The sequence below is a fragment of the Pseudomonas sp. Leaf434 genome (genome assembly GCF_001425545.1).
Taxonomy (GTDB): domain Bacteria; phylum Pseudomonadota; class Gammaproteobacteria; order Pseudomonadales; family Pseudomonadaceae; genus Aquipseudomonas; species Aquipseudomonas siliginis.
This window is the reverse complement of record NZ_LMQZ01000001.1, coordinates 1,391,550-1,418,498: the sequence shown is the minus strand read 5'-3', so window position 1 is coordinate 1,418,498 and position 26,949 is coordinate 1,391,550. Positions and strand designations below refer to the sequence as shown.

At 61.0% G+C, this 26,949-nt stretch carries 24 protein-coding genes; 21 read left to right on the top strand and 3 right to left on the bottom strand.

The genetic code is table 11. The features are described 5' to 3' along the window. Positions 1 to 12: 12 nt before the first annotated feature. On the top strand, positions 13 to 1,986 hold the full coding sequence (locus tag ASG55_RS06245) for an alkyl/aryl-sulfatase (protein ID WP_056784553.1): 1,974 nt from the start codon (positions 13 to 15) through the stop codon (positions 1,984 to 1,986). 207 nt (positions 1,987 to 2,193) lie between these two features. Here ASG55_RS06245 and ASG55_RS06240 read toward each other — a convergent pair whose 3' ends face one another. Beyond that, on the bottom strand, positions 2,194 to 3,045 hold the full coding sequence (locus ASG55_RS06240; protein ID WP_056786782.1) for a helix-turn-helix domain-containing protein: 852 nt from the start codon (positions 3,043 to 3,045) through the stop codon (positions 2,194 to 2,196). A 96-nt stretch (positions 3,046 to 3,141) separates the two neighbouring features. Between ASG55_RS06240 and ASG55_RS06235 the strand changes: the two genes are divergently transcribed. Then, positions 3,142 to 4,086 (top strand): LysR family transcriptional regulator, encoded by a 945-nt coding sequence (locus ASG55_RS06235; RefSeq protein ID WP_056784547.1) that lies wholly within the window; start codon positions 3,142 to 3,144, stop codon positions 4,084 to 4,086. After that, the gene (locus ASG55_RS06230) at positions 4,083 to 5,102 is read left to right on the top strand and encodes an AraC family transcriptional regulator (protein ID WP_056784544.1); all 1,020 of its coding nucleotides are present in this window, start codon (positions 4,083 to 4,085) and stop codon (positions 5,100 to 5,102) included. The genes ASG55_RS06235 and ASG55_RS06230 overlap by 4 nt, the downstream gene beginning before the upstream one ends. A 140-nt stretch (positions 5,103 to 5,242) precedes the next feature. On the opposite strand, the gene ASG55_RS06225 is transcribed toward ASG55_RS06230, so the two are convergent. After that, entirely contained in the window at positions 5,243 to 6,940 is a 1,698-nt protein-coding gene (locus ASG55_RS06225; protein WP_056784542.1) for a sulfatase-like hydrolase/transferase, read from the bottom strand. A 389-nt stretch (positions 6,941 to 7,329) separates the two neighbouring features. Between ASG55_RS06225 and ASG55_RS06220 the strand changes: the two genes are divergently transcribed. From ASG55_RS06220 to ASG55_RS06145, 16 genes are all read left to right on the top strand, one after another. Continuing rightward, a complete protein-coding gene (locus tag ASG55_RS06220; RefSeq protein WP_056784540.1) occupies positions 7,330 to 8,682 on the top strand; it encodes a UDP-glucose dehydrogenase family protein in 1,353 nt (450 codons plus the stop codon). Further along, positions 8,679 to 9,713: an NAD-dependent epimerase gene (locus tag ASG55_RS06215; protein ID WP_041478601.1), complete on the top strand. Its 1,035-nt coding sequence runs from the start codon at positions 8,679 to 8,681 to the stop codon at positions 9,711 to 9,713. Before ASG55_RS06220 ends, ASG55_RS06215 begins: the two co-directional genes overlap by 4 nt. A 14-nt stretch (positions 9,714 to 9,727) precedes the next feature. Continuing rightward, positions 9,728 to 10,474 carry a sugar transferase gene (locus tag ASG55_RS06210; protein WP_041478600.1) on the top strand — a complete coding sequence of 249 codons (747 nt, stop codon included), beginning with the start codon at positions 9,728 to 9,730 and terminating at the stop codon, positions 10,472 to 10,474. Next, positions 10,474 to 11,121: a CpsD/CapB family tyrosine-protein kinase gene (locus ASG55_RS06205; protein ID WP_024012451.1), complete on the top strand. Its 648-nt coding sequence runs from the start codon at positions 10,474 to 10,476 to the stop codon at positions 11,119 to 11,121. The genes ASG55_RS06210 and ASG55_RS06205 overlap by 1 nt, the downstream gene beginning before the upstream one ends. A 21-nt stretch (positions 11,122 to 11,142) precedes the next feature. Next, on the top strand, positions 11,143 to 12,165 hold the full coding sequence (locus ASG55_RS06200) for a polysaccharide biosynthesis/export family protein (RefSeq protein ID WP_016774099.1): 1,023 nt from the start codon (positions 11,143 to 11,145) through the stop codon (positions 12,163 to 12,165). A 16-nt stretch (positions 12,166 to 12,181) separates the two neighbouring features. Beyond that, positions 12,182 to 13,774: a GumC family protein gene (locus ASG55_RS06195; protein ID WP_056784537.1), complete on the top strand. Its 1,593-nt coding sequence runs from the start codon at positions 12,182 to 12,184 to the stop codon at positions 13,772 to 13,774. Then, positions 13,771 to 14,862: a glycosyltransferase family 4 protein gene (locus tag ASG55_RS06190; protein ID WP_056784534.1), complete on the top strand. Its 1,092-nt coding sequence runs from the start codon at positions 13,771 to 13,773 to the stop codon at positions 14,860 to 14,862. The genes ASG55_RS06195 and ASG55_RS06190 overlap by 4 nt, the downstream gene beginning before the upstream one ends. Then, positions 14,859 to 16,226: an O-antigen ligase family protein gene (locus ASG55_RS06185; protein ID WP_056784531.1), complete on the top strand. Its 1,368-nt coding sequence runs from the start codon at positions 14,859 to 14,861 to the stop codon at positions 16,224 to 16,226. Before ASG55_RS06190 ends, ASG55_RS06185 begins: the two co-directional genes overlap by 4 nt. Further along, positions 16,223 to 17,191 (top strand): glycosyltransferase, encoded by a 969-nt coding sequence (locus ASG55_RS06180; protein ID WP_056784528.1) that lies wholly within the window; start codon positions 16,223 to 16,225, stop codon positions 17,189 to 17,191. Before ASG55_RS06185 ends, ASG55_RS06180 begins: the two co-directional genes overlap by 4 nt. Next, complete coding sequence (locus ASG55_RS06175; protein WP_056784525.1) at positions 17,184 to 18,320, top strand: glycosyltransferase; 1,137 nt, start codon at positions 17,184 to 17,186, stop codon at positions 18,318 to 18,320. The genes ASG55_RS06180 and ASG55_RS06175 overlap by 8 nt, the downstream gene beginning before the upstream one ends. Before the next feature lie 13 nt (positions 18,321 to 18,333). Then, positions 18,334 to 19,335, top strand: coding sequence for a polysaccharide deacetylase family protein (locus ASG55_RS06170; RefSeq protein ID WP_024012445.1), 1,002 nt, complete (start codon positions 18,334 to 18,336; stop codon positions 19,333 to 19,335). Further along, entirely contained in the window at positions 19,332 to 20,639 is a 1,308-nt protein-coding gene (locus tag ASG55_RS06165) for an oligosaccharide flippase family protein (protein WP_056784521.1), read from the top strand. The genes ASG55_RS06170 and ASG55_RS06165 overlap by 4 nt, the downstream gene beginning before the upstream one ends. Beyond that, positions 20,636 to 22,555, top strand: coding sequence for a hypothetical protein (locus ASG55_RS06160; protein WP_056784518.1), 1,920 nt, complete (start codon positions 20,636 to 20,638; stop codon positions 22,553 to 22,555). The genes ASG55_RS06165 and ASG55_RS06160 overlap by 4 nt, the downstream gene beginning before the upstream one ends. 61 nt (positions 22,556 to 22,616) lie before the next feature. Next, on the top strand, positions 22,617 to 23,306 hold the full coding sequence (locus ASG55_RS06155; RefSeq protein ID WP_056784514.1) for a GNAT family N-acetyltransferase: 690 nt from the start codon (positions 22,617 to 22,619) through the stop codon (positions 23,304 to 23,306). 4 nt (positions 23,307 to 23,310) lie between these two features. Next, positions 23,311 to 24,501: a GNAT family N-acetyltransferase gene (locus ASG55_RS06150; RefSeq protein WP_056784511.1), complete on the top strand. Its 1,191-nt coding sequence runs from the start codon at positions 23,311 to 23,313 to the stop codon at positions 24,499 to 24,501. Beyond that, positions 24,498 to 25,190, top strand: coding sequence for a hypothetical protein (locus ASG55_RS06145; protein WP_056784508.1), 693 nt, complete (start codon positions 24,498 to 24,500; stop codon positions 25,188 to 25,190). The genes ASG55_RS06150 and ASG55_RS06145 overlap by 4 nt, the downstream gene beginning before the upstream one ends. Positions 25,191 to 25,327: 137 nt before the next feature. Here the strand turns inward: ASG55_RS06145 and ASG55_RS06140 are convergent, their stop codons facing one another. Next, a complete protein-coding gene (locus ASG55_RS06140) occupies positions 25,328 to 26,125 on the bottom strand; it encodes a class I SAM-dependent methyltransferase (RefSeq protein ID WP_056784504.1) in 798 nt (265 codons plus the stop codon). A gap of 308 nt (positions 26,126 to 26,433) precedes the next feature. Between ASG55_RS06140 and relB the strand changes: the two genes are divergently transcribed. Both relB and ASG55_RS26190 read left to right on the top strand, forming a co-directional pair. Continuing rightward, positions 26,434 to 26,625, top strand: a complete 192-nt coding sequence (gene relB, locus ASG55_RS06135; protein ID WP_056786779.1) for a type II toxin-antitoxin system RelB family antitoxin — start codon at positions 26,434 to 26,436, stop codon at positions 26,623 to 26,625. Further along, positions 26,615 to 26,884, top strand: a complete 270-nt coding sequence (locus ASG55_RS26190; protein WP_082228561.1) for a type II toxin-antitoxin system RelE/ParE family toxin — start codon at positions 26,615 to 26,617, stop codon at positions 26,882 to 26,884. The genes relB and ASG55_RS26190 overlap by 11 nt, the downstream gene beginning before the upstream one ends. Positions 26,885 to 26,949: the final 65 nt, after the last annotated feature.

The following is a 26,949-nucleotide window of genomic DNA, read 5'->3' as shown; positions in this document are numbered from 1 at the left end:
CCGGAGACACCCATGCCCCGTTTCATCCTGAGCCCGCGTGGCCTGCTGACCTGCCTGATCACCGCTTGCCTGAGCCAGCCGTTGCTCGCTGCTGACGGTCCGGTGGCGCCAAGCGTGCAAACCGCCGCAAGCAACGCTGCCGTGCTGCAAACCCTGCCTTTCAGCGACCGCACCGATTTCGAATCCGTCAGCAAAGGCTTGATCGCACCGTTCAAGGGCCAGATCAAGGATGCCGCCGGCAAAGTCATCTGGAACGTCAATGCCTATGATTTCCTCGCCAAAGACAAGGCGCCGGAATCGGTCAATCCGAGCCTGTGGCGACTGGCACAGCTCAATGCCCACGCCGGTCTGTTCGAGGTCAGCCCCAAGCTGTATCAGGTACGCGGTCTCGACCTCGCCAACATGACCATCATCGAAGGTGACGACGGGCTGATCATCATCGATCCGCTGACCATGGCCGAAACCGCCAGGACGGCGCTGGATCTGTACTACGCCCATCGCCCGCGCAAACCCGTCGTCGCGGTGATCTACAGCCACACTCATGTCGATCATTTCGGCGGCGTGCGCGGGGTGATCGACGAGGCCGATGTCAAGTCCGGCAAGGTCAAGGTGTATGCGCCAGCGGGATTCATGGAACACGTGATGAGCGAGAACGTCATGGCCGGCAATGCCATGAGCCGCCGCGCGCAGTACCAGTTCGGCAGCCTGTTGCCGCGCAGTGAAAAAGGCCAGGTCGACGCTGGCCTCGGCAAGAGCGCGCCCAGCGGTGGCACGGTCACACTGATCGCGCCTACCGATCTGATTGCCGAGCCGTTGGAAACCCGCACCATCGCTGGCCTGCAAGTCGAATTCCAGCTGACCCCAGGCACCGAAGCGCCAGCGGAAATGAACCTTTATCTACCGCAGCTGAAAGCCTTGTGCATGGCCGAAAACGCCACGCAGATGATGCACAACATCCTCACCCCGCGCGGTGCGCAGGTGCGTGACGCCAAAGCCTGGTCGCAATATCTCGATGACAGCCTGGCGCGCTATGGTGACAAGGCCGACGTGCTGTTCGCCCAACACAACTGGCCGACCTGGGGTGGCGAGCGGATTCGTACTTTGCTCGCCGATCAGCGCGACATGTACGCCTTCATCAACGACCGAACCCTGCACTTGCTCAACCAGGGCCTGACGCCGCTGGAAATTGCCGAAGCAATCAACAAACTGCCCGGCTCACTCGATCAGAAGTGGTACACCCGTGGTTATTACGGCTCGCTGAGTTTCAATACGCGCGCGGTGTATCAGCGCTACATGGGTTTCTACGACGGCAACCCGGCCAACCTCAATCCGCTGCCGCCGGTGGATGCGGCTAAACGCTCGGTCGAGGCCATGGGCGGTGCCGCATCGGTGCTGGAGAAAATGCGCAGTGCGATGGCCAGCGCTGACTACCGATGGGCCGCGCAGTTGGGCAACCAGTTGCTGTTCGCCGATCCGGACAACGCGGATGCCCGCAACGCTCAAGCCGAGACGCTGGAGCAGTTGGGTTATCAAAGCGAGAACGCCACCTGGCGCAACATGTACCTGACCGGTGCGATGGAACTGCGCAACGGCGTACCACCGCAGTCTGCCAATACCGTATCGGTGGACATGGTCCGGGCGATGAGTCCGGAAATGTTCTTCGATTACCTCGCGGTACGCCTGGACAGCGACAAAGCCGTGGCCCATGACCTGACGCTGAACTGGACGTTCGACGATGTGCAAAAGGATTTCACCCTGACCCTGCGCAACGGCGTGCTGACTCACCGCGCCGGCTTGAATCCGGCGGCGGATGCGAGCGTCAGCCTGAGCCGCGATACGCTGGAGAAGATCAGCCTGAAGCAATTGGACTTCCCGACGGCGATGCAAAAAGGACTGGTGAAGTTGCAGGGCAATGGTCAGAAATTCGGATTATTGATGGGCAGCCTGGATACGTTCGGGCCGCAGTTCAATATCGTCACGCCGTAAGTCAAAAGCCCCTCACCCTAGCCCTCTCCCAAAGGGAGAGGGGACTGACCGTGTTGGATGTACGAGATACGCCGAGGTGGGATACCGAGTAGAACTCAGATTCCGAACGCCATGAAGATCGGCTCCCTTTCCCCCTCGCCCCCTTGGGGGAGAGGGGGGAAAGCTTGCTGGCACCCTCAATAACGATCAATCACCTCAATCCTGCTTTCAACAAACCTGCCCCGGATTCAACCGGAACTGCTTCGGCGTAATCCCGAACTGTTTGCGAAACGCGCGGATAAAGTTGCTCGGCTGGCGATAACCCAGCCGCTCAGCGATCCGTTCGATCGGTTGATCGCCCGCCGTCAGCCAGTGCCGCGCCATCGTCAGATTGTCCTCACGCGCAGGCGCGCAAGTTGCAGCGTGCCAGTGGCGCAGCATGCTCTGGTGCAGAAACGAGTTGGCGCCCAGCAAGGCCTGATCGAGCCTGGAGCGCGGCAAGGTCAGGCACAGATGCTCGCCTTGCTCCACCGCGATACCCACTCCACGCAGCCAGCCACCGGCCATTTGCGCGGGGCGCAGGCTGACACTCACAAACAAATCTCCAGGCGCCCCGCCGAGTCGACGGGCAATGTTGCGCACCAGCGTTATCGCCGCCGCATCCAGAGCGAAATGATGGAGCTGCCCCTGCAGCGAACGCAGGCGCAAACGAGCCACGTCGCCTGCCTCGACCAACTCCACCGCAACGTAATTGATCACCCTTGGCAAGCAGTCAATGAAGCACTTCAGACTGGCCCGCAGGGTCGCGGCCGAGTCGAGCAGAATATTCAGTCCTTGCAGGCAATCGGTCGCCATCCCGTCGGACAGTTCGCAGCCAAACGTCGGCGCTACCCCGGCCCATTCACACTCACGCCACAACCGTTCAAGCGCTTGTGCGGCGATCAATTGATGCTGTCCGGCGAGCACTGACGGGCAGATCCCGACGCGCGTCATCAAGCGTTGCGGGCACAGCCCGGACTGGCGAGCATGCGCGAGAATCGTGCGGGTGAACGCGCTGGAGGCGAACAGAGGCTGAGACATGAAGGCGGCCATCGAAGAACAGGCGTGTACTTATGCCAGCGGACGTGCTATCGATCCAATGCATTAAAAGTATTCGCAAAATGCAGGAGACGCATGATGGATCTTCGCCAGCTTCGCCACTTGGTCGCCCTCGCTGATTACCGCAACTTCGGGCGCGCCGCCGAGGCGATCAACCTCAGCCAACCGGCATTCAGCCGCAGCATCCAGACTCTGGAACGGGATCTCGGCTGCGAACTGGTCGAGCGCAGCAGCCGTGAGTTTCGCCTGACCGGGCAAGGCCAACTGGTGCTGCAACATGCGCGGCGCCTGCTCGCTGGCAGTCAGGCGCTGCACAACGAATTGACGCAATACAACGGTCTCACCGGCGGCGAACTGCAATTCGGTTGCGGCCCGTATCCGGCGCAAGTGCTGGTGCCGGAAGCGCTGGCCGATTTCATTCAGGCGCATCCGGCAATTCGTACGCGCTTTCATCAGGGCGACTGGCAGCAATTGACGCTGTGGTTGCGCGAGCAGCAGATCGAGTTTTTCGTCGCGGACGCGCGGCACTTTGTCAGCGATCCGCAGTATCAGGTGCACCTGCTGCGCACGCGGCCGGGACGGTTTTTCTGTCGCGCCGGCCATCCGCTCCTCGCGCAACGAGACCTGCGATTGCGCGCCCTGCTCGATTACCCGATCGTCGGCACGCGCATTCCACCGATGATCCGCAAGGTGCTCGCCGATATCCTCGGTGAGCAGGACTTCACCCCAAGCGTCGAGTGCGCACAATTTGACGCGATCCAGCGCGTAGTGCTGCGTTCAGACGCGGTGGGGCTCGCCACGCTTGAGGCCTTGCGTGAACAACTTGATCGAGGCCTGATCGAGCTGCTCGACTTTGTCGACGTCCCCCATGACGAGCCTGCGCTGCAACTGGGTTACGGCATCGTCAGCCGCGCCGGTTTTACCCTGACGCCAGCAGCGCGGGCGATGATCGAGGCGATCCTCAGCGTCGATCAGCGTTTGCTGGCGGCTAACGGAGCTACGGGAGACGCGCGCACAACATGAGCAAAATCGATCCGCAACCCGTCAACGCTTTTTACGCGCCGACCCTGCTGCCGGCCATTGAAGAATTGCTCGCGCGCGGCGTTACCCAAGGCGCAATCGAAGCGCAGCTGCGCCGCAGCCTGTTCGATCTGCGCACGCCGTTCACGCGCATGCCGCTGCTGATGTCGCGGCGCTTCTGGGCGTTTGCCGTGGAACAGAGCGGGGATCCACTGATCGGTCTGGCGGCGGGTGAACGTTTCGTTTCGACGGCCACCAACGGGCTGACCTATCTGTTCGATGTCGCCGTGTCGCTGGAACGTGCCTGTGCGTTTTTCGCCGAGTACTTTGCGTTTTTCAACGGACATTTCCGTGTGCAAATCCTGCGTGAAGATGACGGCGTAACACTGCGTCTGGTCGAAGCCGGCAGTCTGGGTGCTCCGGCGGCGCTGACCGATTACATCCTTGTCAGCCTGTGCAGCCTGGTACGACGCAAATTGCTCGCCAGCGGCGTGAATCGTGATCCGGTGCTAGGTGTGGCATTGGCATCGGCAAGCCGCGAGCAGCATCAATCGGCATTGCGCGCCCCGGTGAGCGCAGAGCAGTCATGCGCGGCGATTTATCTGGATCCTCAGCTGTTCGTGATGCCGTTGACACCGGGCAATCCGGCATTGGAAACAACGCTTGTCGATCTGCTGGAACAGACCCGTCGTCTCAGTGAATCGACCTTGCTCGGACAGCTCAGCGATTATCTGATCGAAGATCTGGCTTCAGCGGATTGGCAGCAGTTCTGTGCTACACAGCATGTGCTTGAGCGCACGGCGGCAAGGCGCTTGAAGGCGTTGGGCTGGACTTTCAGCGAACTGCTTGATGAGCATCGCCGCTATCGTGCCGAGGACCTGTTGCAATCCGGGGCGCTGGAGCTGGTCGAAGTGGCGGATCGGTTGGGTTACAGCGATGTGCAGGGATTCAACCGGGCTTTCGCGCGCTGGCTGGGGTGCGCGCCTGGGGAGTATCGGGCGCGGTGGCTGAAGCTTTGAATTGGCTGGTGTCAGTGCTGGCCCCATCGCTGGCAAGCCAGCTCCCACGGAGGCCAGTGCTGACACAGGATTTGTGAACAACCTCGAACCCTGTGGGAGCTGGCTTGCCAGCGAAGAGGCCCGCCCGAGCAATCAAAAACTCACTGCCCCGCAGCCACACTCGCCGGCGCTCGTTCCGGGGTGACGATGCTGCCCAGATCGATATGCTTCCACTCAGGCTTGGCACCCAAGCGCGCATTGAAGCGGTAGTTGAAAGTGAACTCATCCGCCGTCGGCACGCTCAGCGGTTTGCCATATACCGCTTCAATCCCCGCAAGGTCATAACCCATCACCTGCAACAGCGTCGGGAAGATGTTGTAGTGGCTGGAGCGGTCCTTGTTTGCCGGCAGATTCGCTGCCCAGTCCGGCGTCTGCAATCCACGGCCCTGAATCACCACCAGCGGCACCAGCCCCTCCTCTTCCACCGGGTCGCCGCCGCAGTGGGTATTCAAGCCCGGGTTGCCGCGCTCATGCAGATCCTGGCCATGATCGGAGGTGTAGATCAGCAGCGCATTGTCCAGATTGGCCTGGGCAAACACCCGGGCGAAGAACTCGCCGACGTTCCACAACAGCGTGTTCTTGTAGGCGTTGCGATACAGCACCCAGTCATCCGGCTGGCCATTGAAACCGGGGCGTTCGCCAGTGTCGGCGACTTCGGTGAACTGCCCGCGCGGCAGCGTCGGCCGGTAGGCCATGAACGCGTCCGGGTATTTGTCATGCACCGGAAAATGCGCGCCGACCTTATTGATCACGATCAGCTCGGGGCGATCGTCATTGAGCAATTCGATCAGCTTCGCCGCTGCCGCCATATCGCGGTCGCGCACGCTGGTCTGGTCGAATTGCACGAAACTGTCGATGTCGTTTTTCTCGGCGGCGGTCATCAGGTTCTGCAGGTTGCCGGCCGTGCGTTGGGCGTCGATGTAGACCGTGCCGAGCCCGGCCTTCTTCGCGTACTGCCAGATCGACGGCAACGTGCTGTTGATGCGCCTGTAATCGGCGCGTGTGCCGCCGTAGCGCAAGGTGACGTTGGTGTCGGCGCTGCAGTTGGCAATGGACGCGGCATAACCGAAGTTGAAGACATCGACCCCGGCCGGCGCTTGCTTGAGGTTGCTGTGCACGCCGAACGGCGCGTTGATGTCGAGGTAATTGCCGGAAATGCTTTCGTCGATGATCAGCACGATATCGTGGCCGACGGCAGGCGTGGCGCGCGCAAGCGTCACCGATTCACGCGGGCCGACGGTGTCATGCAACGCTTCGTAGGCAAACAGGTTGAGGTAGGCCAGCGGCGTGTACATGATCGGCAGACCGCGCGCGCCCTCACCCGCACGTAAAAAAAGCAAAGCGCTGAGCATGAACACGCCGATGACCGGAGCCGCTACCCGCAACGTGTTGGGTATGAACAGCGCATGACGCGGCTTGAGCCCGATGCCGAACAACAGCAGCAAGCCACTGAGCAGCGCGCGCAGGATCGCGTCGCGATACTGATAGGCCGCTTCCTGAATGAAGCCGCCGGAGTACACCAGCGAGACAAAATCGCTGTACCTCAGGTAATCCGCCGTGACCCGGGTATAGACATCGAAAAAAACCGCCGCAGCAAACAGCGTTAATGCGAACGCATGTCGAACAAGAGCCTGACGTATATAGGCAGTTAGATATAACGCGAAAGTAAGCGCCAAAAACATCGCGCCAAAAACAAGTACATTAAAACCCCACCCGATAGCATTTAACCGGTCCAGATAGTAGTCGGAAAAGAGCAATAAGTAGGCAACTAAAAGCAGTTCCTTGGCGTATTTGAACATGGCGATACCGGCCGTCCGAAATGGGAGGTTGTCAAAGCTTTGTCGGTCAGAACCTGACACTAGCACCCGGCCATCAAAGCGCAAGAAATGACTGATAGCCGGGTAAAGCGTCAAAAAAACGGTGACTCAAATCTGACACACCCGGGGGGATGAAAGCCTTTAATTTCGGGGACTTAGACCGTCTGTCGGTTAAATTGAATCTGAACAAATCTGCAAAGAAAGAACAAATTCAATCGCAGCAATGACTTGATGGCCAATCGCCAAAAACGCCTCAAGTGTTATACCCGTGCAACATGTCATTTTGCTGACACGCTTTTCAAACCCTGCGCTATACCCCTTTAACAATCTCATTCCGTAGTTAACTTTTCTGGTTTTATTGAGGTGCGCAGATGGACGTGAGCGTATTTGGCACTGGCTATGTCGGACTTATACAAGCCGCTGCACTTGCCGATGTCGGCCATCGGGTTTTATGCATTGATATTGATCCCAACAAGATCAAACAACTGCAACAAGCGGTACCGCCCATCAGTGAGCCAGGCCTGTCCGCAACACTTGAAGAAAACATCAAGGCCGGGCGCTTGTTGTTCAGCACCCAGGCCAGTGATGCGGTGACTCACGCCGAGCTGATTTTCATCGCCGTCGGCACCCCGGCGGACGAAGACGGCTCAGCCGACCTCAGCCATGTACTCAACGTCGCCCGGCAGATCGCCGGCCTGATGGAGGCCGATCGCACGCTGATCATCAAATCCACAGTGCCGGTCGGGACTGCCGATCAGGTTCTGGCCACGGCCACCAGCGAATTGCTGCAGCGCGGAAAAACCGAGCTGCAGGTGCGTGTGGTTTCCAACCCGGAATTTCTCAAGGAAGGCAGTGCCCTCGCCGACTGCATGCGCCCGGACCGGATCATCATCGGCACCCGCGACGACGCTGCCCGCGAGCAGATGAGCGAGCTGTACGCGCCGTTCTGCCGCAACCACGAAAAACTGATGTTCATGGACAACCGCAGCGCCGAGCTGACCAAATACGCGGCCAACGCGATGCTCGCCACCCGCATCAGTTTCATGAACGAACTGGCCAATCTCACCGAGCTGCTCGGCGCCGACATCGAAGCGGTGCGCAAAGGCATCGGCTCCGACCCGCGCATCGGCTATCACTTCATCTATCCGGGCTGCGGCTTCGGTGGCTCGTGCTTTCCCAAGGATCTGCGGGCCTTGCTGCACACCGCCGAACACAACGGCATGCCGCTGAAACTGCTGCGCAGCGTCACCGACGTCAATGACAGCCAACGGCACATCCTGTTCAGCAAATTGCGCGCGCAGTTTCCGCAAGGCCTGGCCGGCAAATCCATCGCCGTCTGGGGCCTGGCGTTCAAACCGAACACCGACGACATGCGCGAAGCCCCCAGCCGTTACCTGATGGACGCGTTGTGGGCCGAAGGCGCCAGCGTGCAGGCTTATGATCCGGAAGCCATGTCCGAGTGCCGGCGCATCTACGGCTACCGCAACGACCTGCACCTGTGCGCGACCCGCGACGACACCCTTGAAGACGCCGACGCGCTGGTGATCTGCACCGAGTGGAAAAACTTCCGCGTGGTCGATTTCGAGCTGCTCGCCGAGAAGCTGCGTTCGAAGGTAATCATCGATGGGCGCAATCTCTACAACCCGGAACAAGTAGCCGCCGCCGGCCTGCATTACAGCGGCATCGGCCTGCGCCACATCGCCCCCGAAGGGCTGCGGCCATGAAGATTCTGGTGACCGGTGCCGCCGGTTTCATTGGTGCCCATTGCGTCCTGCGCTTGCTGCGCGACGGGCATTCGGTGGTCGGCCTGGACAATTTCAATCACTACTACGACCCGCAGCTCAAGCACGACCGCGTGCAGTGGGTGCGCGAGCAGGTCGGCGATTTTCCGCTGGCCACGGTGGATCTGGCCCACGCTTCGGCGATCGATGCGCTGTTTGCCCGCGAGCAGCCACAAGTGGTGATCCATCTGGCTGCGCAGGCCGGGGTGCGTTATTCGCTGGACAATCCACGGGCGTATCTGGACAGCAACCTCAACGGTTTCCTGAACATTCTCGAGAGCTGCCGCCACCACCCGGTCGAACACCTGATCTACGCCTCGTCAAGTTCGGTGTACGGCGCCAATCAACACACGCCTTACTCGGTCAAGGATGGCGTCAACCATCCGCTGTCGCTGTACGCCGCGACCAAGAAAGCCAATGAACTGATGGCGCACAGCTACAGCCATCTGTTCGGCATTCCCTGCACCGGCCTGCGCTTTTTCACCGTGTACGGGCCTTGGGGTCGGCCGGACATGTCGCCGATCCAGTTCGCCCGGGCGATCAGCGAAGGCGAGCCGCTGAAGCTGTTCAATTACGGCGAGCACCAGCGCGATTTCACCTACATCGACGACATCATCGAAAGCATCGCACGCCTCATCGATCAGCCACCGCAAGCCAATCCGCAGTGGGATCGCGAGCAGCCCGACCCGGCCAGCAGCATGGCGCCGTGGCGTCTGTTCAACATTGGCGGGCAGCAGCCGGTTGCACTGAAAACCTACCTCGCGCTGATGGAAAAACATCTCGATCGGCAAGCCATTGTCGAGCTGCTGCCGCTGCAACCGGGCGACGTGCTCAACACCTGCGCCGAGGCCAGCGATCTGGCCCAGGCCACCGGATTCCAGCCCCGGATAGAACTGGATGAAGGACTGGGCCGCTTCATCGCCTGGTTCCGCGACTACTACCCCACTGCCCGTGCGCCGCTTGCGGCTGATTGAATGCGGAGGACGCCATGACTGGACATGAAAGAAGTGTGTCGATTGCACAGATGCGCCCTGACAAGCGCGTCGACCCGGAACATCGCATGCGCCTCGACGCAGCGATTCACCGTCAGGGTCGCGGCTGGCTCAGCGGCCGCGATGGCGGCCGCCCATGGCAGCTGTCGCGGACCAATCGGGTGGTCGCCTGCCTCGGCGCGCTGACGATTCTCGTGCTGATCTCGCCAGTGCTGCTGGGCCTGGCCCTGGCCATCAAGCTCACCAGCCCGGGGCCGGTGCTGTTCGTGCAGAAACGCACCGGTTATCGCGGGCGCAAGTTCGGCATGTTCAAGTTCCGCACCATGGTCAGCAACGCCGAAGACCTCAAAGAGTCGCTGCGCCACCTGAACAAACACGGGGCCGACGCCATCGACTTCAAGATCGACAAGGATCCGCGCGTCACCGGCATCGGCAGTTTTCTGCGGCGCACCAGCCTCGACGAACTGCCCAATCTGATCAACGTAGTGACCGGCGACATGCGCCTGGTCGGCCCTCGCCCGACCTCGTTCAACGCTTACCGCTACAAGGACAATCACCTCGCGCGTCTGGCGATCTACCCCGGTATGACCGGTCTGTGGCAGATCTCCGGACGCAGCAACATCGACTTCGACCAGCGCGTTGAGTTGGACCTCAGCTACATCGCCGAGCAGAGCCTTCTGCTTGATCTGAAGATTCTGTTGAAAACCCCCTTCAAAGTATTCAGCGGCCACGGAGCAAGCTAATGGACGGTTCAACCAATAAAAGCCTGAGCATCGCCAGCCCCAGCGAATCGAATCTGACTTCGACCGTGCTGGATCTCGATCTGCGCATTCTGTTCCTGACCGCCGCCAACCCCGGCGCCGGCACCACCACCAGCGCTCTGGCACTGGCCAGTCAGCTGGCGCAGATGAGCAGCGGCCAGGTGCTGCTGGTCGACGCCAGCCAGTCGGCGAACAACCTCACCCAGCAGATGAACCTCGGCAAGGAGCGCGGCCTGCGCGACCTGCTGTTCAACCCGGGCAACCCGCCGCTGTTGCAGGACTGCGTGGTGCAGGTCTCGAGCCTGCCCTTCCATGTGCTGCCCAACGGCCGGCCGATCCGCACGCTGGAACACCTGACCGCCGAGCGCCTGAGCCCGTTGCTCGACCAGTTGGGCAGCCAGTACCGCTTTGTGGTGATCGACGGCGACGCGGTGTATTCCGCCGCCGACACCCTGGTCATCAGTACTCAGGTCGACGGTGTGGTGTTTGTCGTGCGCGCCGAAGACACCCGCTGGGAAGTCGCCCAGGCCGCTGTGCAACGCCTGACTCAGGCCGGGGCGAAAGTGGTCGGCAGCGTGTTCAACCGGCGCAAGTACTACATGCCCAAATGGCTTTACAAAAACCTGTAAGCGAACGCAAAGGATGACGCCATGAACGCCAGAATGCTTGTCCTGCTGTTGCTGCCGCTTGCGGGCTGCACCAGCACTTCCGAGACCCGCAACATGCCGGTGAATATTCTCACCGCCACACCGGCCAACGCCCAGGCCACCGACATGCCGCGGGTCGAACAGACCCTGCGCCCGAAAGACGTGCTGGATGTGATCTTTCACATCAGCACCAGCGGTTCGGACGCTTACCGCGTGCAATCAGGTGACCAGATCGGCCTGAATTTCACCGCCGCCAGTCAGCTCAACGGCACGCAACTGGTGCTGCCCGACGGCACTATCGAACTGCCGGGCGCCAACACCTCGGTGAAAATCGCCGGGCTGACCAGCGAAGAAGCCCGTCAGGAAATCCAGCGTGCGTATCAGCGTAAGCAATTGTTCCAACCCAACCGCAATCAGCTCTCGGTACAGATTCTCAGCCCGCTGAGCAACGAGCAGAACCTTAAAAGTGCGCTGAACCATCCGGCCACCGGCATGAGCCGCGAGATCACCGTCGGCACTGATGGCTACGCGAGTTTTCCGGAAATCGGCGCGGTGCCGCTGCAAGGCATGACCGTCAATCAGCTGGAAACCTTCCTCAATCAGAGATACGCGCAACTGCCGGGCCGCATGACTGTGGATGTGCTGCTCAAGTCCACCGCCGGCAACGAGATCTACGTGCTCGGCGAAGTCGCACAACCGGGCTCCTACCCGATCCGCCGGCCAGTGTCAGTGCTTGAGGCGCTGACTCTGGCGCGCGGCACCAACGTCAAGGCGCGGCTGGATTCGGTAGTGATCATGCGGCGCAACGGCAATCAGGTGCAGGCGATGAACTACGACGTCGAGAAAGCACTGTCCGGTGACGCGCCACAAATCGCCTATCTGCAGCCGGATGACATGCTCTACGTGCCAAAAACCAAACTGGCCAGCGCCGGCGAACTCGCCCGCCAACTGGCTGATGTGGTGCTGTTCCAGGGCGTCGGTTTCAGCTTCGGCTACCGCGTCGACAACAAAGGCAGTGACAACTGACTCTCAGGTGACCGACATGAACCCAAAAGAAAATTACCTGCACGAGTTCTTCAGGATTTTCTTCGCCAACAAGCAAACGGTGAAGCGCATCTTCCTGACCTTTGCAGTGATCGCCCTGCTCCTGCCGTTGCTGCTCAAACAGAGCTTCGATATCACCGCGCAGGTCATCGTGCAGTCGAAAAAGCTGTCTCAGGGCGATGCGACCACCTCGCTGACCCAGGACAGTGCCACCTTCATTCCGCCATCGCTGGCGGACATGGAAACCGAAAGCAATATCCTCCGTTCGCCGGCGCTGATCCGTCAGACCATCAGCGAACTGCGCGACATGGGTCAGTACAACCCGCCGCCGGGGATGCTCAGCAAGCTGGCGGGCGAGCCGTTCAAGCGTTACGTCAGCACGCCGCTGCGCGAATACGTGATCAATCCGCTGCGTGATGCGCTGGGCATGCAAACCGATCCGGTGCGCGACACGGCACTGGACGGTTTGACCCAGGACGCCATCGACAACCTGAAGATCGAAACCCTGCCGGGTTCCAATGTGATCTCGATCGTCTACAGCTTTCCCGATCCGGCCCAGGGCACAACGTTTGTTGCCGCGTTGCTGCAGAACTATCTGGTCGATCGTCAAGCGTTGCAGTCGATCGAGCTGCCGCATTCGTTCTACGAAACCAAGAAGCATCAGTATCAGGTGCGGCTCGATGGTCTAGAAGGCGCGCGGCTGAGCCTGCTGGAAAGCGTCGGTTCTTCCGACCCGAAAGAGGAAATCACCTTTCGCCTCAACGCGATCAACACCGAAGAGCAGGCACTCAACCTGTATCGCGATCGCTTGCTGCAAAGTCAGCGCTGGCTCGATTATCTGAAAACCAGCCTGGCCGCCGCCAACACCAACAAACTCAACGACTACACCTTCCCGTTCACCTTCACCACGACGGTGGACAACATTGCCTTCGAGGACCGCGAGATCAGGCAGATGGGCGAGGCGCTGACCACTCAGGTCAGCCGCTATATGAATGACCTGGCGGTATTCCAGCCTGGCAGCGAGCCGATGTTGCTGGCCCGCGAGCAAATTGCCCGCACCCGCCAACAGTTCCTCAAAGTGGTCAACAACCGCATCCAGGAACGCACGATCGACCTGTCGGTGGTGAGCCAGGTCATCGAGCAGAAAACCGCGCGCATTGCCGAGTTCAAGAATCGCATCCATCAGTTGCAGCAGACCCAAAGCAAGCTGCGCCAGATGGACACCGAGATCGGCGCGTTGCACGCCGCGTTTTCTACCTATGCGCAACGCTTTGCCGAGAGCAGTACGACACGCGCGCTGGACAACGACCTGTCCAACGCCCGGGTATTGAGTCCACCGTTCGAGCCGACCGAGGCGGCTTTTCCCAAGCCGATGCTGATCATTCCGTTCGGGCTGTTCACCGGGCTGCTGCTGGCAATCGCGTTCGTATACGTGCGTGAGTTCTTCGACCATCGGTTCAAGCATCCGGCGCAAATAAGCCATGAACTGGGCGTGCCAGTGTTGTTGGTGCTCAACGAAGAAACGTCGCAGCCGGGCAATCCGCACAAGAACTGGACCATGCCGAGCCTGGTGCACTGGGTGCGCAATTGAACGCGGTGTCCACCCCAATCGTCGCCCTGCCGATCATTCATTTGCTCAGCAGCGGCGGCTTCTACGGGGCCGAGCGGATGTTGCTGGATCATTGCCTGGCCACGCCGGGGCAGCACCAAGTGCTGTTCCTCGACGCGCCGCCTGAGCTGATCTCGCGCTTTCGCGAGGCTGGGGTGGACGCTCGCGCTTGTGCCGGGCTCGGCGAATTGCTGCGGCACTTGCGTCAGCGCCGTGGCGACCAACCGTTGCTCAACACCCACAACTTCAAAGGGCTGCTGTTCGGCTGGGTCGGCGCCTCGCTGCTGCGCCTGCCGCTGGTGATCACTCAGCACGGCTTCACCCCACGCAGTCGCAAGCAGAAGTTCTACACCTGGCTGAGCCTGCAACTGTGCCGCACGGCATCGGTGAAACGGGTGGTTTGCGTGGCGCAAAGCATCGCCACGCTGCATCTGAAGGCCAGCGTGCGCGCGGAGAAGTTGCAGGTGATTCCCAACGGTTTGCCAGCGGCGCCAGCGATGCCGTCGCTGGCAGAGCGGCAACGCTGGCTGGCCGGTTACGTCGGGCGGTTGAGCAGTGAAAAAGGCCCGGACCTGTTCCTCGATGCGCTGATCGCGTTGTGTCACCAGCATCCGCAACTGGACGCGGTGATGCTCGGTGACGGACCGGAACGCGAGGCCTTGCAGGCGCGCATCGATGCTGCCGGGTTGCAGCAGCGGATTCGCCTGCCGGGCTATCAGACGGCGATGCAAGGCTGGTGGCAGCAACTCGATGCGCTGGTGATCAGCTCGCGCACCGAGGGCACGCCGATGATTCTGCTCGAAGCGATGCAGGCCGGCGTGCCGGTGGTGGCGTTCGCGGTCGGCGGCATTCCCGATGTCTTGCAGGATCGTCACAACGGCCTGCTCGCAGCGCCGACGGATACCGCCGCCCTCGCCCGCCAGCTCGACACCTTGCTGGCCGAACCGAAGCTGGCCGCGCAGTTGCGCGACAACGCCAGACGCACCCAACAGGAGCGCTACGACCTCAAGGCTTTGGCCGAACGCTGGTCGCAGCTGTACATCCAAACGGCACGGGAGACACGCGCATGATTTTCCCGCTCTCGATCGTCAGTCTGTTCGCCCTGGTCAGCCTCGGTCTGCTGGCCAGTCCCTGGCCGTATCTGGCGCCGGGGGCGGTTATTGGGCTGGTCGGTTTCACCGTTCTGTACCGCAAGCCGACCTGGGGCCTGCTCGGCATTGCCGCGCTGGTGCCGTTCGAAGGTTTCTTCAAGGACAGCTCGGTATCGGGCAGCAAATTGATCGGTGCCTCGCTGGCAGTAATCGTGATGCTGCAACTGGCGCTGCACCAGATTCCGTCGCAGCGCCTGCGCAGCAATCTGTGGCGTTACCTGATCGGTTTCATGGCGCTGTACCTGCTGAGCCTGTTCGCCAGCGACAATCTGGGCATGTCGCAGACTCATCTGCGTGAACTGAGCGTGGGCCTGGTCTTGTTCGTGATCACCCTGTTGATCGGCCGTGAGTTGAATCTGGATCTGTTCGCCCGACTGGTCACCCTCAGCGTCAGCACGACCTGCGCGATGGCGATGTTTTCCAGCCGATTCCAGGACAAGGGCCGCGCCGCCGGCCTGCTCGAAGACCCGAATGCCTTTGCCCTGCTGATCGCTTTCGCCGTGCCGCTGGGCCTGCTGCTGGTGATTCGCAGCCCGAACCTGCTGCACCGTTTGTTCTGGGCTGGTTGCTGTCTGTTGCTGCTCGGCGGCATGACCAAAACCGAGTCGCGCTCAGGGCTGGTCGTACTGGCGTTGAGTCTGGCAATCGGGATCTGGCACTACCGCCAGCAGTTGACCCGCATTCGTCCACGGCATTTCGGCTTCGCCATGCTCGGTGCTGCGATCATCCTGCCCTTGGCGATCTATGCGATGCCGGCCGGTTATCTGGCACGCATTCAATCGCTGAGCATCCTCAGCGCCGGGGCCAAGGCCCAGGACGAATCCCTCGGCCGTCGCGCCTCCTACATTGTCGTTGGCAGCCAGATCATTCGCGAGCATCCGCTGCTCGGCTCCGGCCCTGGCACCTTCCCGCTGCACTACGCGACCACCGGTTATGCCAAGGCGTTCTCGGCCAACCGCAAGATCGGCGACCTGTATCGCCGGGCGCATAACACTTATCTGGAGATCTTCAGCGAACTGGGGATTCCCGCCGGCCTGCTGTTTGTCGGCATGCTGGTGCAGGGTTTCTATAACCTGATCCGTGCACGACGCACGTGGCTGGAACGGCGCGAGTGGCAGCACGCAGGCATGGTTACCCATCTGGGCATGAGCTTTCTGTCATTGACGCTGTTCCTGATGTTCCTCAGTGCGCCGAACCTGAAATACCTGTGGATCATGCTGGCGCTGACCTGGGTGCTGCGCCTGAAAGCCGAGCAGGCAGCGCTGACGGAGGCCAAAGCATGAGCCGGATCAGCATTGTCATTCCGATGTTCAACGAAGCCCGGCATATCGGCCGAACGCTGCTGGCCGCCAGCAAGGCCGCGCTCGCAGCCGACATCGACTGTGAATTGATAGTCGTCGACAACGGCTCCACCGACGAAGGGCCGCAGATTGCCCGCGCATTCGGCGCGCAGGTTCTGCTGCTGCCCGGCCTGCTGATCGGCGCCTTGCGCAATCGTGGCGCAACGGTTGCCCGTGGTGAATGGCTGGCGTTCATTGATGCCGATATCGAGATGCCGGAAGACTGGCTGAAGCAGATGTTGGCTTTGGCTGCGGGCGACCAGGGCGACGTCTTCGGCCTCGACCTGCACACCCCTGCTGCCGCGCCATGGTTCGCCGCCGCGTGGCAGCGCCGCTCTTTGCGCCCGTCGGGTGGCGCCACGCGCACTGTGCAATGGCTGCCCAGTGCCAACCTGCTGATGCGCAAGCAGTGGTTCGACAAGGTCGGCGGATTCAACGAAACCCTGCGCACCGGCGAGGACAAGGAATACACCCTGCGTCTGCACAGACACGGTGCTCGTCTGCTGTCGGTCAATACCAGCGTCGCTCTGCATTGGGGCTACGAAATGACCTGGCGCGAATGGGTCGGCAAGGAACTGTGGCGTCAGGGCAGTCATCTGCAATTGGTCCGGGCCCACGGCATGAGCTTGCGTCTGCTGCGGTTTCCGCTGCTCTCGTTACTGGTGTGGCTGCTTGATGCTCTGGCGATTCTTGCGTTGCTGGGCGGCTACGCGCAGCAGGCGTTACTGCTGCTGATGGCAGGCCTGCTGCCCAGTCTGCTGCTCAGCCTGCGGCAAAGCATTCGCCAGCATAACCTCAGCCTGACCTTGCAGCTCTGGGGCCTGCACTGGGTGCGCCTGCACTTGGCAAGCGCAGCATTGATTCTCGGTCTGTGTCATTGGAATGCAAGGAGGCCTGCCCGTGGCTGAACTCATTTTTTGCCTGTGCCTGTTGTTGCCAGCGTACGCCTACATCGGCTATCCGCTGCTGCTCACCTTGCTCGCGCCACTGTTCCCGGCCTGGCGACATGCCCCCGCACCGCCGCTGAACGTCAGCATCGTGATTGCCGCGCACAACGAGGCACGCCATATCGAGCACAAGCTGCGCACGCTGCTGGCGCAGGACTATCAGCCGGCCGCGTTGCAGATCATTCTGGCCAGTGACGGTTCGACCGATGACACCGTGGCTTGCGCGCACAAAGTGATTGATCCGCGCATCACCGTGCTCGACCTGCCGCGCCAGGGCAAAGCCGCCACACTGAATGCCGGCGCCGCCCTGAGCAGCGGCGACATTCTGGTGTTCACCGATGCCGACAACCAGTGGTCGCGCGACACCCTCGGCCACTTGCTCGCGCCGTTGAGCGATCCACAGGTAGGCGCCTGCGCGGGGCACATGGTGATCCCGGTTACCGGTGGCGGCCTGAGCATCGGCGACAGCCTGTATCGGCATTACGAAGGCTGGTTGCGCCGGGTCGAGAATCGCACCGGCTGCATGGTCTCCGCCGACGGCGCCCTGCTCGCCTTGCGTCGCGAGCTGTTCCAGACCGTGCCGGCCGAGGTCAACGATGATTTCTTCATCAGTACCTGCGCACCGGTGGCGCATAAACGCATCGTCTACGTGCCCGAGGCGCAGGTGATCGATCAGGGCGTCGACGAAGCGGACAAGCAATGGCGTCGCCGCCAGCGGGTCACCGTCGGTGGCCTGCAGAGCCTGGCGCAACGCCGTGAACTGCTCAATCCCTTCAAGCACGGCCTGTATTCGATCGCGTTGATCAGCCACAAACTGATTCGTCGACTGGCGCCGGTGCTGTTGTTGCCGCTGCTGCTGAGCAATTTCTGGCTGTGGAACCAGCACGGTTTCTATCGCCTGAGCCTGCTCGCGCAATTGCTCGGTTACTCGATTGCCATCGCCGGCCTGCTGGATTCGCAACACCGTTTACCGAAACCGTTCCGCCTCGCGGCCTTCCTGCTGGTGACGCTGGCAGGCATGAGCGTCGGCCTGTGGCAGTTCCTGCGCGGGCAACGGTACGCACAGTGGAATCCTGACCAGAATCGTTGAGAGGGCGCATGCCATGGCTATCAAACAACTGATAAAACGCACCAGCGGCTGGCTCTATCTCAACTCGTCCGTAGGGCGCAGCCAGTTGCACGGGGCCGGAGTCATCCTGATGCTCCACCGAGTGCTGGCCAACGACCGTGCCGCCAACCTGCCGCACCGCAATGAACTGTGTGTCGGCCCGCAGGCGTTCGAACACTTGCTGATATGGCTGCGCAAGCATTTCGATTGCGTGCCGCTAATGGAGTTGTTGCAGCCCAACGCCCTGCGCACCGAGCGCCCGCGCGTGGCGCTGACCTTCGATGACGGCTGGCGTGACAACGCGGTCAATGCCTATCCGCTGCTGCAAAAATATCAGGTGCCGGCGAGCATTTTTCTTTCCACCGATTTCATTGGCAGTCGGCAACGGTTCTGGTGGGAAAGCGTCGGTGAAACGCTGTGGGGCAGCCATGGCGAAAAGGCGCGCATGCACCTGATCGAGCACCTGCGCATCACCGGTCATCCGCTGCCGGTGCTGCTCGACGATATCGATGTCGACCGGCGCAGCCTGGCACTGCTGCATTACCTGCAAGGGCTGAAGAGCCTCGATCCGCAGGAACTCGAACGTCTGACCAATGAGTGTCCGCCGGATTCTCTGCCACAAGCGCTGGACTGGCATCAGGTGCGCGCCATGGAAGCGTCCGGTCTGGTGCGCTTCGGCCCCCACGGCGCCAGTCATGCGATCCTCACTGGCCTGGATGACATGCGTCTGCACGAAGAAATCAGCCGCAGCCGCGACGCCCTGCACAACGGCTGCAATCGGCCACTGCCGGTGTATTGCTACCCCAACGGCGACAACGATGAGCGCGTGCGCGAGCAGGTCGCCAATCACGATTATCCGTTTGCGCTTGGCACGTCCACCGGACTCTATCGCGGCGCCGGCGACCCGCTGAACCTGCCGCGCTTCGGCGTCAGCCAACGTACCGCGCGCAATCCGGAGCTGCTGTCGCTACGGATCTTTCGCGGGGCACGGCCATGAGTCGCGGCAGCTACATCAAGCACCTCGCCCTGAGCATGGGCACCAAACTGGCGATGATCGCCCTGCGCCTGCTGCGCAATGTGTTGCTGGCGCGGATTCTCGGGCCGAGCGAACGCGGTCTGTTCGCGCTGCTCAGCACCCTGCCGGATCTGATCAGTGCGGCGACCAGCGGCGGCCTGAATTCAGCGGTCGGTTATCAAGCGGCTAACCAGCGGCCGATGGGGCTGTTGCTCGCCCAGGTGCTGGTGTTCGGTTGTCTGCTGGCCGGGCTGCTGACGTTGCTGGTGGTGGCGCTGGCGCGAGAATTCGGCAGCGAACTCGACGTCACGATGCAGCTCGGTCTGCTGGCGTGGCTGTTGCTGCTGGCGGTACCGCTGACCGTGCTCAAAAGCGGCCTGCTGACCTTGCACAACGCGTCGGGTGGCGTGGTCGCCTTCAATGTCCTGCGTCTGATCGAATCGCTGGCACCATTACTGCTTTTTGTTGCGCTGTTCTGGATGTGGAAAGAGGCGGCACTCGAAGCGGCGCTCATCAGTTGGCTGGCCGGTATCAGCCTGGTGGTACTGGTGGGCTGGATGTGGCTCAAACGCGCACAGCCGCTGCAACTGCAATGGGATCGTGCAAGCCAGAAGGAGCTGCTGAAATTCAGTGCACGCAGCCATCCGGACCTGCTGTTCCAACAGGTGATCCTGCGCTCCGATTACTTGTTCATCGGCGCCCTGCTCGGTAGCAGCGCGCTCGGCCATTACGCCATGGCCAGCGCCGCTGCTGAACTGTTGCTGATCGTTCCGGAAGCAGTCACCACACCGCTGATGAAGCGTCTGCTGCAACAGGACAAGGGCATGGACAAGGTCACGCCGCTGGCGCTGCGCCTGACCGCGACGGTAATGCTCTGCGCCTGCGTCACGATGGCGCTGATCGGCGAATGGCTGATCATCATCCTGTTCGGCGTCGCCTACCAACCCGCGTATCCGGCGCTGCTGGCTTTGCTGCCGGGGCTGTTGGGCCTGTGCTACGCAAGCATTCTGCGCCTGGACCTGATCGGCAAGAATCGCCCTGCCACCGTCTCGCTGATGATGGGGGTGGGCGCGTTGCTGAATCTGGGCCTGAATCTGCTGCTGATCCCGAGCTACGGCATCGTCGGCGCAGCGGCGGCGTCCTCGATTGCCTATCTGGCAGTGACCCTGGCGATGCTGGTGCTTTATTGCAGGCTGAGCGGCGTACCGTTCTGGCACACGCTGTTCATTCTGCCCGGCGACCTCAGCCCGATGTGGCTGATGCTGCACCGCAGGAAAGCCGCATGAAGCGCCTGGCCCTGCTGTTCGGACTCGGCATGACGCTGAATGCCTTCGCTGCGCCCATGCAGTGGGGCGACATCCGCGATGGCAGCCTGTATCTGCAAGCCGACCGCCCGGATACAGTCACCGTGCGCTGGGTTCCGGCGTGGCAGGCCGAGGCCAATGAAGAGCATATCTACCTGCTTGACGGCCATGGCCGCTTGCAAGGTGATCGCTTCATCAAGGCCAGTGAGGTTCGCGGTTCGCAAAGCTGGCCGCTGGTGCCGGGAGCTGCCGGTTATCGCCTGGAGATTCCGGGCTACAGCTTCCGTAGTTACCGCGTCGAGCATGACGCAACCACCGTGGCGCTGTTCAGTCCGGCCAAAGTGCATTTCAGCGTCGAAACCCGCAATGGTACTGAGCTGTTTTTCCAGGTCGCACCGGGAGAGCATGCGGTGCTGAACGGCAAATACCATGGCGGCGTCAACGCGCTGCAAGCACAGCGGGTGGACGATGGACAACAGCTGTCGCTGGCCCTCAAGCCCCACCGCGCCTATTGGCAATTCGATCAAGTGGCCTTGCCGGTCAGTGACCGGCCTCAGGTCTGGCGCTTGCGCCTGCAGGGCAGCGGCAAAGCGGCGTTCTGGCTCGATGGCACGGCCAACCTGTTTGCGCAGAATCCGCAGCAGCTGCAGCCAGTGCATGAAGAATCGGGTGAGGTCCGCCTGACCCTGCACGCCATGGTGCTCGGGCGCACTCCGGATCTGGGCATCGCGCTGCCCAATCTGATGCCGCCCGCGAGCAGTCATGCCGCATTGGATGCGTTGAAACCGAGTGCGGCGAGCTACTACAGCTACGTTGACATAACGTCGAAAAGTGCCCGCTTCGAAGACCCGGTTCGTCAGCTTTATCAGACGCGCTTCGGCATCCGCCAGGACATCACCCTGCTCGCCGGCACCGGGCGTCAGGCCAATCTGCGCGCCGATGTGCAAAGCAGCAACGGCCTTGAGACGTGGCTCGCCGGCACTCGTGCCTTGGGTGGTCAAGGCACGCATTACATCGGCTTCGCCGACGAGCCGAACCTCAACTATTCGAGCTACGACGAATACCGCTCGATTTTTGTCAGCATGGCCCGCCAGGTGCGCAGCGATCCCGCCAACGCCAGGGCCGGCGTGCGCATCGCCATGCCGGCCAGTTCGCGCCTGGTCAACGGCCCGTTCGCCAATAACGCCGCAGACAAACGCGGGATCGATTGGGCACGGCGTCTGCTCAGTGAAGCGCCCGATCAGATTGACGCGTTGGCCTGGCACGAATGGATGATCCGCGACCTGCTCGCCACTCGCGTCTACCGCGACAGCGTGCGCCGCGCCGCGCAACTGGTCGGCCTCGACGCAAAGGGTCAGCCGCGCAAAGCCTTGCTGCTCGATCAGACCAATCTGTCCAGTGGCTCGAGCCTGAGCCCGTACGACCAGGAAACTCATTACGCCGCGCTGTGGTGGGCATCGGTGGTCATCAATGCTTCTCAGGACGGTTTGCTGAGCATGCTCAACTGGTTTCAGGCGGCCGACGAACCGCCCTACGCCAAGGGCATGGTGCGCGTGTTGGCCGGCGATCGCTTCGAGCTGAAACCGGTGGGCCTGGCCCAGCAATTCATCGCCCGGCATTGGCTGCCGCACGTGCTGCAACTGGATAACGACGCCTTCGAAGTGGACGTACTGGCGATGGCCGGCGACGAGCAGCGCACGTTGCTCGGGGTGAACAAAGGCACGCGCCTGCAACGCGTTGCTCTGAGCGGTGCCAAGTGCCCGCTCAACCAAGGCGCCCTGCATTTCTTCGGCGCTGACAATCGCGCCCGCGACGCACCATTTGCCTGCGAACACGGGCGCGTGCGTTTCGAATTACCCGGGCAAACCCTGTTTGCCCTGAACTGGAACGCTTCATGAACCGCCCCTCCGCCCTGCGAGCGTGATGCTGCGCGCGGCACTTTCATCAGGAGAAGAGACCATGGATATCTTTAAAAAACTCAGCGGACATATCCGTCGCAAAGGTCTGCGAGCGACCTTGGGGAAGATCCGCAGAATGTACATTTTTGCCCATCAGCAACTGCTGTGGATGGAACGTGATCTGGTCAGCCCCGTGCCGCCGCATAGCCTCAAACCCTACCCGCCGCTGCGCGTAATGGAGATCACCGCAGACAACGCCAGCGCCTTCACCCGTTACTTCGGCGACCGTGTCGGCGTCATGGCCGAGCTGGCCAGTGAGGGTCATACCGGGCATATGCATGTCGACGAGCAAGGTGATGCCGTTGCGTTCATCTGGGGTACGCCGCGCGACTATTTTGATCGGCATTACTACGGTTGCCGGTTCCCGGTGAAACCTGGCGAGTTCTTCGAATTCGGTGGCGAAATGACCCGTGCCTACTGGGGCAGCGAATTGTCAGTCGATGTGCAAGTGCGCCTGTGGCAAGCCATGGCTGAGAAAGGCTGCCGCAAAGTGGTCGATGTCTGTGACTCGAGCAACATCCCGGCGCTCAAGCTGCACCTGCGCATGGGCTATACCGAGCAACAGCGGATCATGAATATCTACACGCTGTTCGGTCGCTGGCGCTTTTATCGCGAAACCCGCTACAGCGGCTCGCGCCTGGAGGCACTGCGGAAAAATTCTCGTCCACCTGTCCCAGCAACGGCGGTCTGAACCTATGGTGATGCGATTTGAATGGCGCACCTCCCTGTGCGCTGCCGACTTCCCGGCAACCGCGTATGAAACGCTGCGCCTTCACGTAGCCGATCACACGCCGTTCAACCACCTCGGCTGGTTGTGCGCAGCAGAGCAGGCGTTGGAAGAGAATCAGTGCCTGCACGTTCTGCTCGGCTGGGAAGCAGAGGCTTTGCGCCTGTGCCTGCCCCTGGTGTCCAGCCGCGAACGCTTCGCGGGCGTGCCATTTCGCGTCTTGCGCCACTTGGGTTATCCGCTGGCCGATCGGTTGGCCCTGCTGTCGTTGCTCGGCGCAGAGGATATGCGCGATGCGCTGATGCTGATCCGTCAGCGCCTGCCCCATGCGCTGCTGCAACTCAACGAACTGTCGGAACCTGCCGGGGAAGAAAGTGCCCTCACCGATTGGATGGCGCGTAGCTCCACCGCTGAACGGCGCCTGAGTTGCCGGGTGCCGGTGCATCTGATCAGCGACGCCGACCAGCAGGAAGTTTCCGGCGACCCGCGCTACAAACTGCGTCGTGCGCGCAAACGGATTGCCGCGTGCGGCGCTCAAGTACGGCGAATCACCCCCGATGCGCTGTCGATGCCTCCGGTTTTACAGGCGTTGCAAGAAGTCGAGTCGGTCAGTTGGAAAGGCGACGAGGGCGTCGGCATTTTCGCAAATGACCACAGTCGTCAATGGATACAGAACGCCTTCACCGCCCTCGCCGCTCAAGGGCTGGTGCGAGTGGTGACACTGGAGCTGGACGGCCGCTGCATCAGTTATCGGCTGGGCCTGCTCGAGCAGGGCCGCCTCTACGACTACAACCTGGCGTTCCTGCCGCAACATGCCGATCTGGGCAGTGGTCGAGTGCTGCTGGAGGAATGGATTCGCTGGGGCCTGGACGAGCAATGGCACTGGATCGATGCCTCGCGGGTCAGCCTGGAAAACTCCAGTCATCAACTGCACGAGCGCATGACCGGACAACTGGAACACTGGCGCTGGAGCTTCTACTCATGGCGCCCCAGTGGCTTGCTGCTGGGCCTGGGCCTGCGTCTTTGGTACTGCGTCAAACCGGCCCTGCAAAAATGGCGCGCACAGCGTGCCGGCAAACCGAAAGCGGTAAATACCTGCGCAACTCAACCGGCAACATCATCCACCACACCAGGGCTAGCGCCTCGGAGAGCATCATGAACGTCATCGACAAACTGCTTCTGCGCATCAAACAAAAAGGCCTGCGCCGCACCCTTGGCGCTTTCGGCAAACGTTATGTCTTCGCTCACCGTGAATTGCTGTGGATGGAGCGCGATCTGGTCACGCCGATCGCGCCGAACAAACTGCGCCCCTGTGAAGGTTTACATAGAGTCGACATCACCGAGGACAACGCCAAGGCTTTCGGCAAGTACTTTGGTGACCGTGTGCAGACCATGGCCGAATTGGCCGCTGAAGGGCACACGGGGCACATGTACCTGGACCAGGAAGGCCACACCGTCGGGTTCGTCTGGGCCAGTACCCGCGACTATTACGATCGGCACTTCTACCGCTACACGTTCACGATCCAGCCCGGTGAGTACTTCCAGTTCGGTGCCGAAATTGCCCGGCCCTATTTCGGCAGCACCTTGACCGTCGACGCACAGACCGCACTTTGGCAAGTCATGGACGCCGGGGGGTATAAAAAGGTGGTGGATATCTGTGACAACGCCAATATCCAGGCCCTGAAGATGCATGTGCGTCTGGGCTATAAGGAACAAGGGCGGATCACGCATGTTTACGACCTGTTCGGCCACTGGCGCTTCTTCCGCGAAACGCGCTACAGCGAGTCGAGGCTGGAGGCGCTGCGCAAGCCGGAAAGACCAGTAGTAAGTACGCCCGCGCAGGCTTGATTCAGGCTGAATATTTGCGGCGGTTTTGATACCGCCATCGCGAGCAGGCTCGCTCCCACACTGGATAGTCGCCGTACGCGAAGCCAATGTGGGAGCGAGCCTGCTCGCGAAGAGGCCAGCCGTCGCAATAAAGGCTCTCAGGCCTTGCTCGCCACCAGGCTAAAGCACATCGGCAGCTGCGCCTGCTGGTTCAGGTAGCAGTCATACACCTCTTCCCGGTTCGAATGCGCATATTCCTTAAAATCCACAATGCTCAGCCCCGCTCCAATGGCGCCGCTGAAGATCGCGCCCAGCGTATGCACGAACCAGTACGACTTTGCCGCCGGCTGCTCGACTTTACCTACGTAAACGATCGGCTCTTGCTGCACAAACGGCTCGGCACGGAAGTACGAGCTGGCGAGGCGGTAGGGATCTTCAGCCTGCGGATCAACCATTTCCAGAAACGGATGGGTTTCGTAGATCACCAGCTTGCCGCCCGGCTTCAGCACCTGCGCGACATGACGGAAGAATTCGCCGATGTCAGGCATCCAGTTGAGTACCCCGATGGTGATCAGGGCGACGTCGAAGCGGTTATGCAGCGATGCGGGCAGATGGTGGATGTCGCTCTCGACGAATTCGGCAGTATGCGGCGAGCGGCTGTTGAGCTCGCGGGCCTGCTCAAGAAACGCTGCCGATTGATCGACGCCGACGACACTGCGCGCACCCAGCGCAAACAGCGACAGGCTCTCCCGACCGTTATTGCAGCCCAGTTGAATCACGTCTTTGCCGTCGACGTCCAGCAAGCCACGCAAGGTGTCGTCAAGGCAGCAAAACTCCCCCTGCGCAACATCGCTGAGCAATGCCTGCCAGTCCGGTGAATCCTGATGATGGCGAGCGGAATCGTTCCACGCCTGTCGATTGCTTTCGATGGCGGTTTTGGGGTTGGGCACTTCCATGGCGCTACTCCGGGTGAAGCTCGTGATTGAGCGGCGTGAGTGTAGAACAGACGCGGGGTGGCGGTTGTTCCAATGTTGTAATCACACTGCGCAGTCCTCTTCAGCGAGTCCTACAGAAAAAGGAAGGAACTCGGGAAACCCCAACCGTTTTCCTACATCTTCCGTCGGTTGGCCGTCGGAAGCGCTCAGTCTAGGATTTGTCGAACTACAAGTACTCATGGAGCTCGACCAAGATGCAGTTCATCCAGACAACGACGACAGCAATCCCTGTACCGAATAGACTGCCAGGCATTGATCCCGGAGGCACTATGGACGGCAAAATCTTTCCCGACGATTCAGGGTTTAAAAACAACGAGCAGGCTGCCAGTCATGATCGCTGGTTGCGAGCCAAGGTGCAGGCGTCCAGAGATGATCCCCATCCGAGTCTCCCCCATGAGGACGTGATGGCGGACATGCATGCCTTGATCGAATCCATGCGAAAAAAGGTCGATGCAGATTGAGTGGCGGCCCGAAGCCAAGGCCGATCTTTCGAACATCCTCAGATACATTGGCGAGAGAAACTTTGCAGCCGCAGTGAGTCTCTCGAAATCCATCGAAGAATCCACAACCTCACTCTCCGTTCATCCCCATCTCTACCGTAAAGGTCGATCTCCCGGCACCCGGGAAATCGTTGTACATCCTAACTACGTAGTGATTTATGAGGTGACGGATCGAATCGAGATACTTAGCGTTTTGCATACCCGACAGGAATATCCATAAAGACATCGCAGGAAAAAACGGTAGGACGTTCGCCCGATCGATAACACGCCGTTTGCCCAGCAGGC

Excerpts from the sequence above, each read along its gene's own strand:
- ASG55_RS06200 (WP_016774099.1), top strand. The coding sequence starts at position 11,143 with ATGAACGCCAGAATGCTTGTCCTGCTGTTGCTGCCGCTTGCGGGCTGC.
- ASG55_RS06215 (WP_041478601.1), top strand. The coding sequence starts at position 8,679 with ATGAAGATTCTGGTGACCGGTGCCGCCGGTTTCATTGGTGCCCATTGC.
- ASG55_RS06185 (WP_056784531.1), top strand. The coding sequence starts at position 14,859 with ATGATTTTCCCGCTCTCGATCGTCAGTCTGTTCGCCCTGGTCAGCCTC.
- ASG55_RS06245 (WP_056784553.1), top strand. The coding sequence starts at position 13 with ATGCCCCGTTTCATCCTGAGCCCGCGTGGCCTGCTGACCTGCCTGATC.
- ASG55_RS06170 (WP_024012445.1), top strand. The coding sequence starts at position 18,334 with ATGGCTATCAAACAACTGATAAAACGCACCAGCGGCTGGCTCTATCTC.
- relB (WP_056786779.1), top strand. The coding sequence starts at position 26,434 with ATGGACGGCAAAATCTTTCCCGACGATTCAGGGTTTAAAAACAACGAG.
- ASG55_RS06195 (WP_056784537.1), top strand. The coding sequence starts at position 12,182 with ATGAACCCAAAAGAAAATTACCTGCACGAGTTCTTCAGGATTTTCTTC.
- ASG55_RS06210 (WP_041478600.1), top strand. The coding sequence starts at position 9,728 with ATGACTGGACATGAAAGAAGTGTGTCGATTGCACAGATGCGCCCTGAC.
- ASG55_RS06155 (WP_056784514.1), top strand. The coding sequence starts at position 22,617 with ATGGATATCTTTAAAAAACTCAGCGGACATATCCGTCGCAAAGGTCTG.
- ASG55_RS06235 (WP_056784547.1), top strand. The coding sequence starts at position 3,142 with ATGGATCTTCGCCAGCTTCGCCACTTGGTCGCCCTCGCTGATTACCGC.
- ASG55_RS06230 (WP_056784544.1), top strand. The coding sequence starts at position 4,083 with ATGAGCAAAATCGATCCGCAACCCGTCAACGCTTTTTACGCGCCGACC.
- ASG55_RS06180 (WP_056784528.1), top strand. The coding sequence starts at position 16,223 with ATGAGCCGGATCAGCATTGTCATTCCGATGTTCAACGAAGCCCGGCAT.
- ASG55_RS06150 (WP_056784511.1), top strand. The coding sequence starts at position 23,311 with ATGGTGATGCGATTTGAATGGCGCACCTCCCTGTGCGCTGCCGACTTC.
- ASG55_RS06240 (WP_056786782.1), bottom strand. The coding sequence starts at position 3,045 with ATGTCTCAGCCTCTGTTCGCCTCCAGCGCGTTCACCCGCACGATTCTC.
- ASG55_RS06205 (WP_024012451.1), top strand. The coding sequence starts at position 10,474 with ATGGACGGTTCAACCAATAAAAGCCTGAGCATCGCCAGCCCCAGCGAA.
- ASG55_RS06225 (WP_056784542.1), bottom strand. The coding sequence starts at position 6,940 with ATGTTCAAATACGCCAAGGAACTGCTTTTAGTTGCCTACTTATTGCTC.
- ASG55_RS06165 (WP_056784521.1), top strand. The coding sequence starts at position 19,332 with ATGAGTCGCGGCAGCTACATCAAGCACCTCGCCCTGAGCATGGGCACC.
- ASG55_RS06160 (WP_056784518.1), top strand. The coding sequence starts at position 20,636 with ATGAAGCGCCTGGCCCTGCTGTTCGGACTCGGCATGACGCTGAATGCC.
- ASG55_RS06220 (WP_056784540.1), top strand. The coding sequence starts at position 7,330 with ATGGACGTGAGCGTATTTGGCACTGGCTATGTCGGACTTATACAAGCC.
- ASG55_RS26190 (WP_082228561.1), top strand. The coding sequence starts at position 26,615 with ATGCAGATTGAGTGGCGGCCCGAAGCCAAGGCCGATCTTTCGAACATC.
- ASG55_RS06140 (WP_056784504.1), bottom strand. The coding sequence starts at position 26,125 with ATGGAAGTGCCCAACCCCAAAACCGCCATCGAAAGCAATCGACAGGCG.
- ASG55_RS06145 (WP_056784508.1), top strand. The coding sequence starts at position 24,498 with ATGAACGTCATCGACAAACTGCTTCTGCGCATCAAACAAAAAGGCCTG.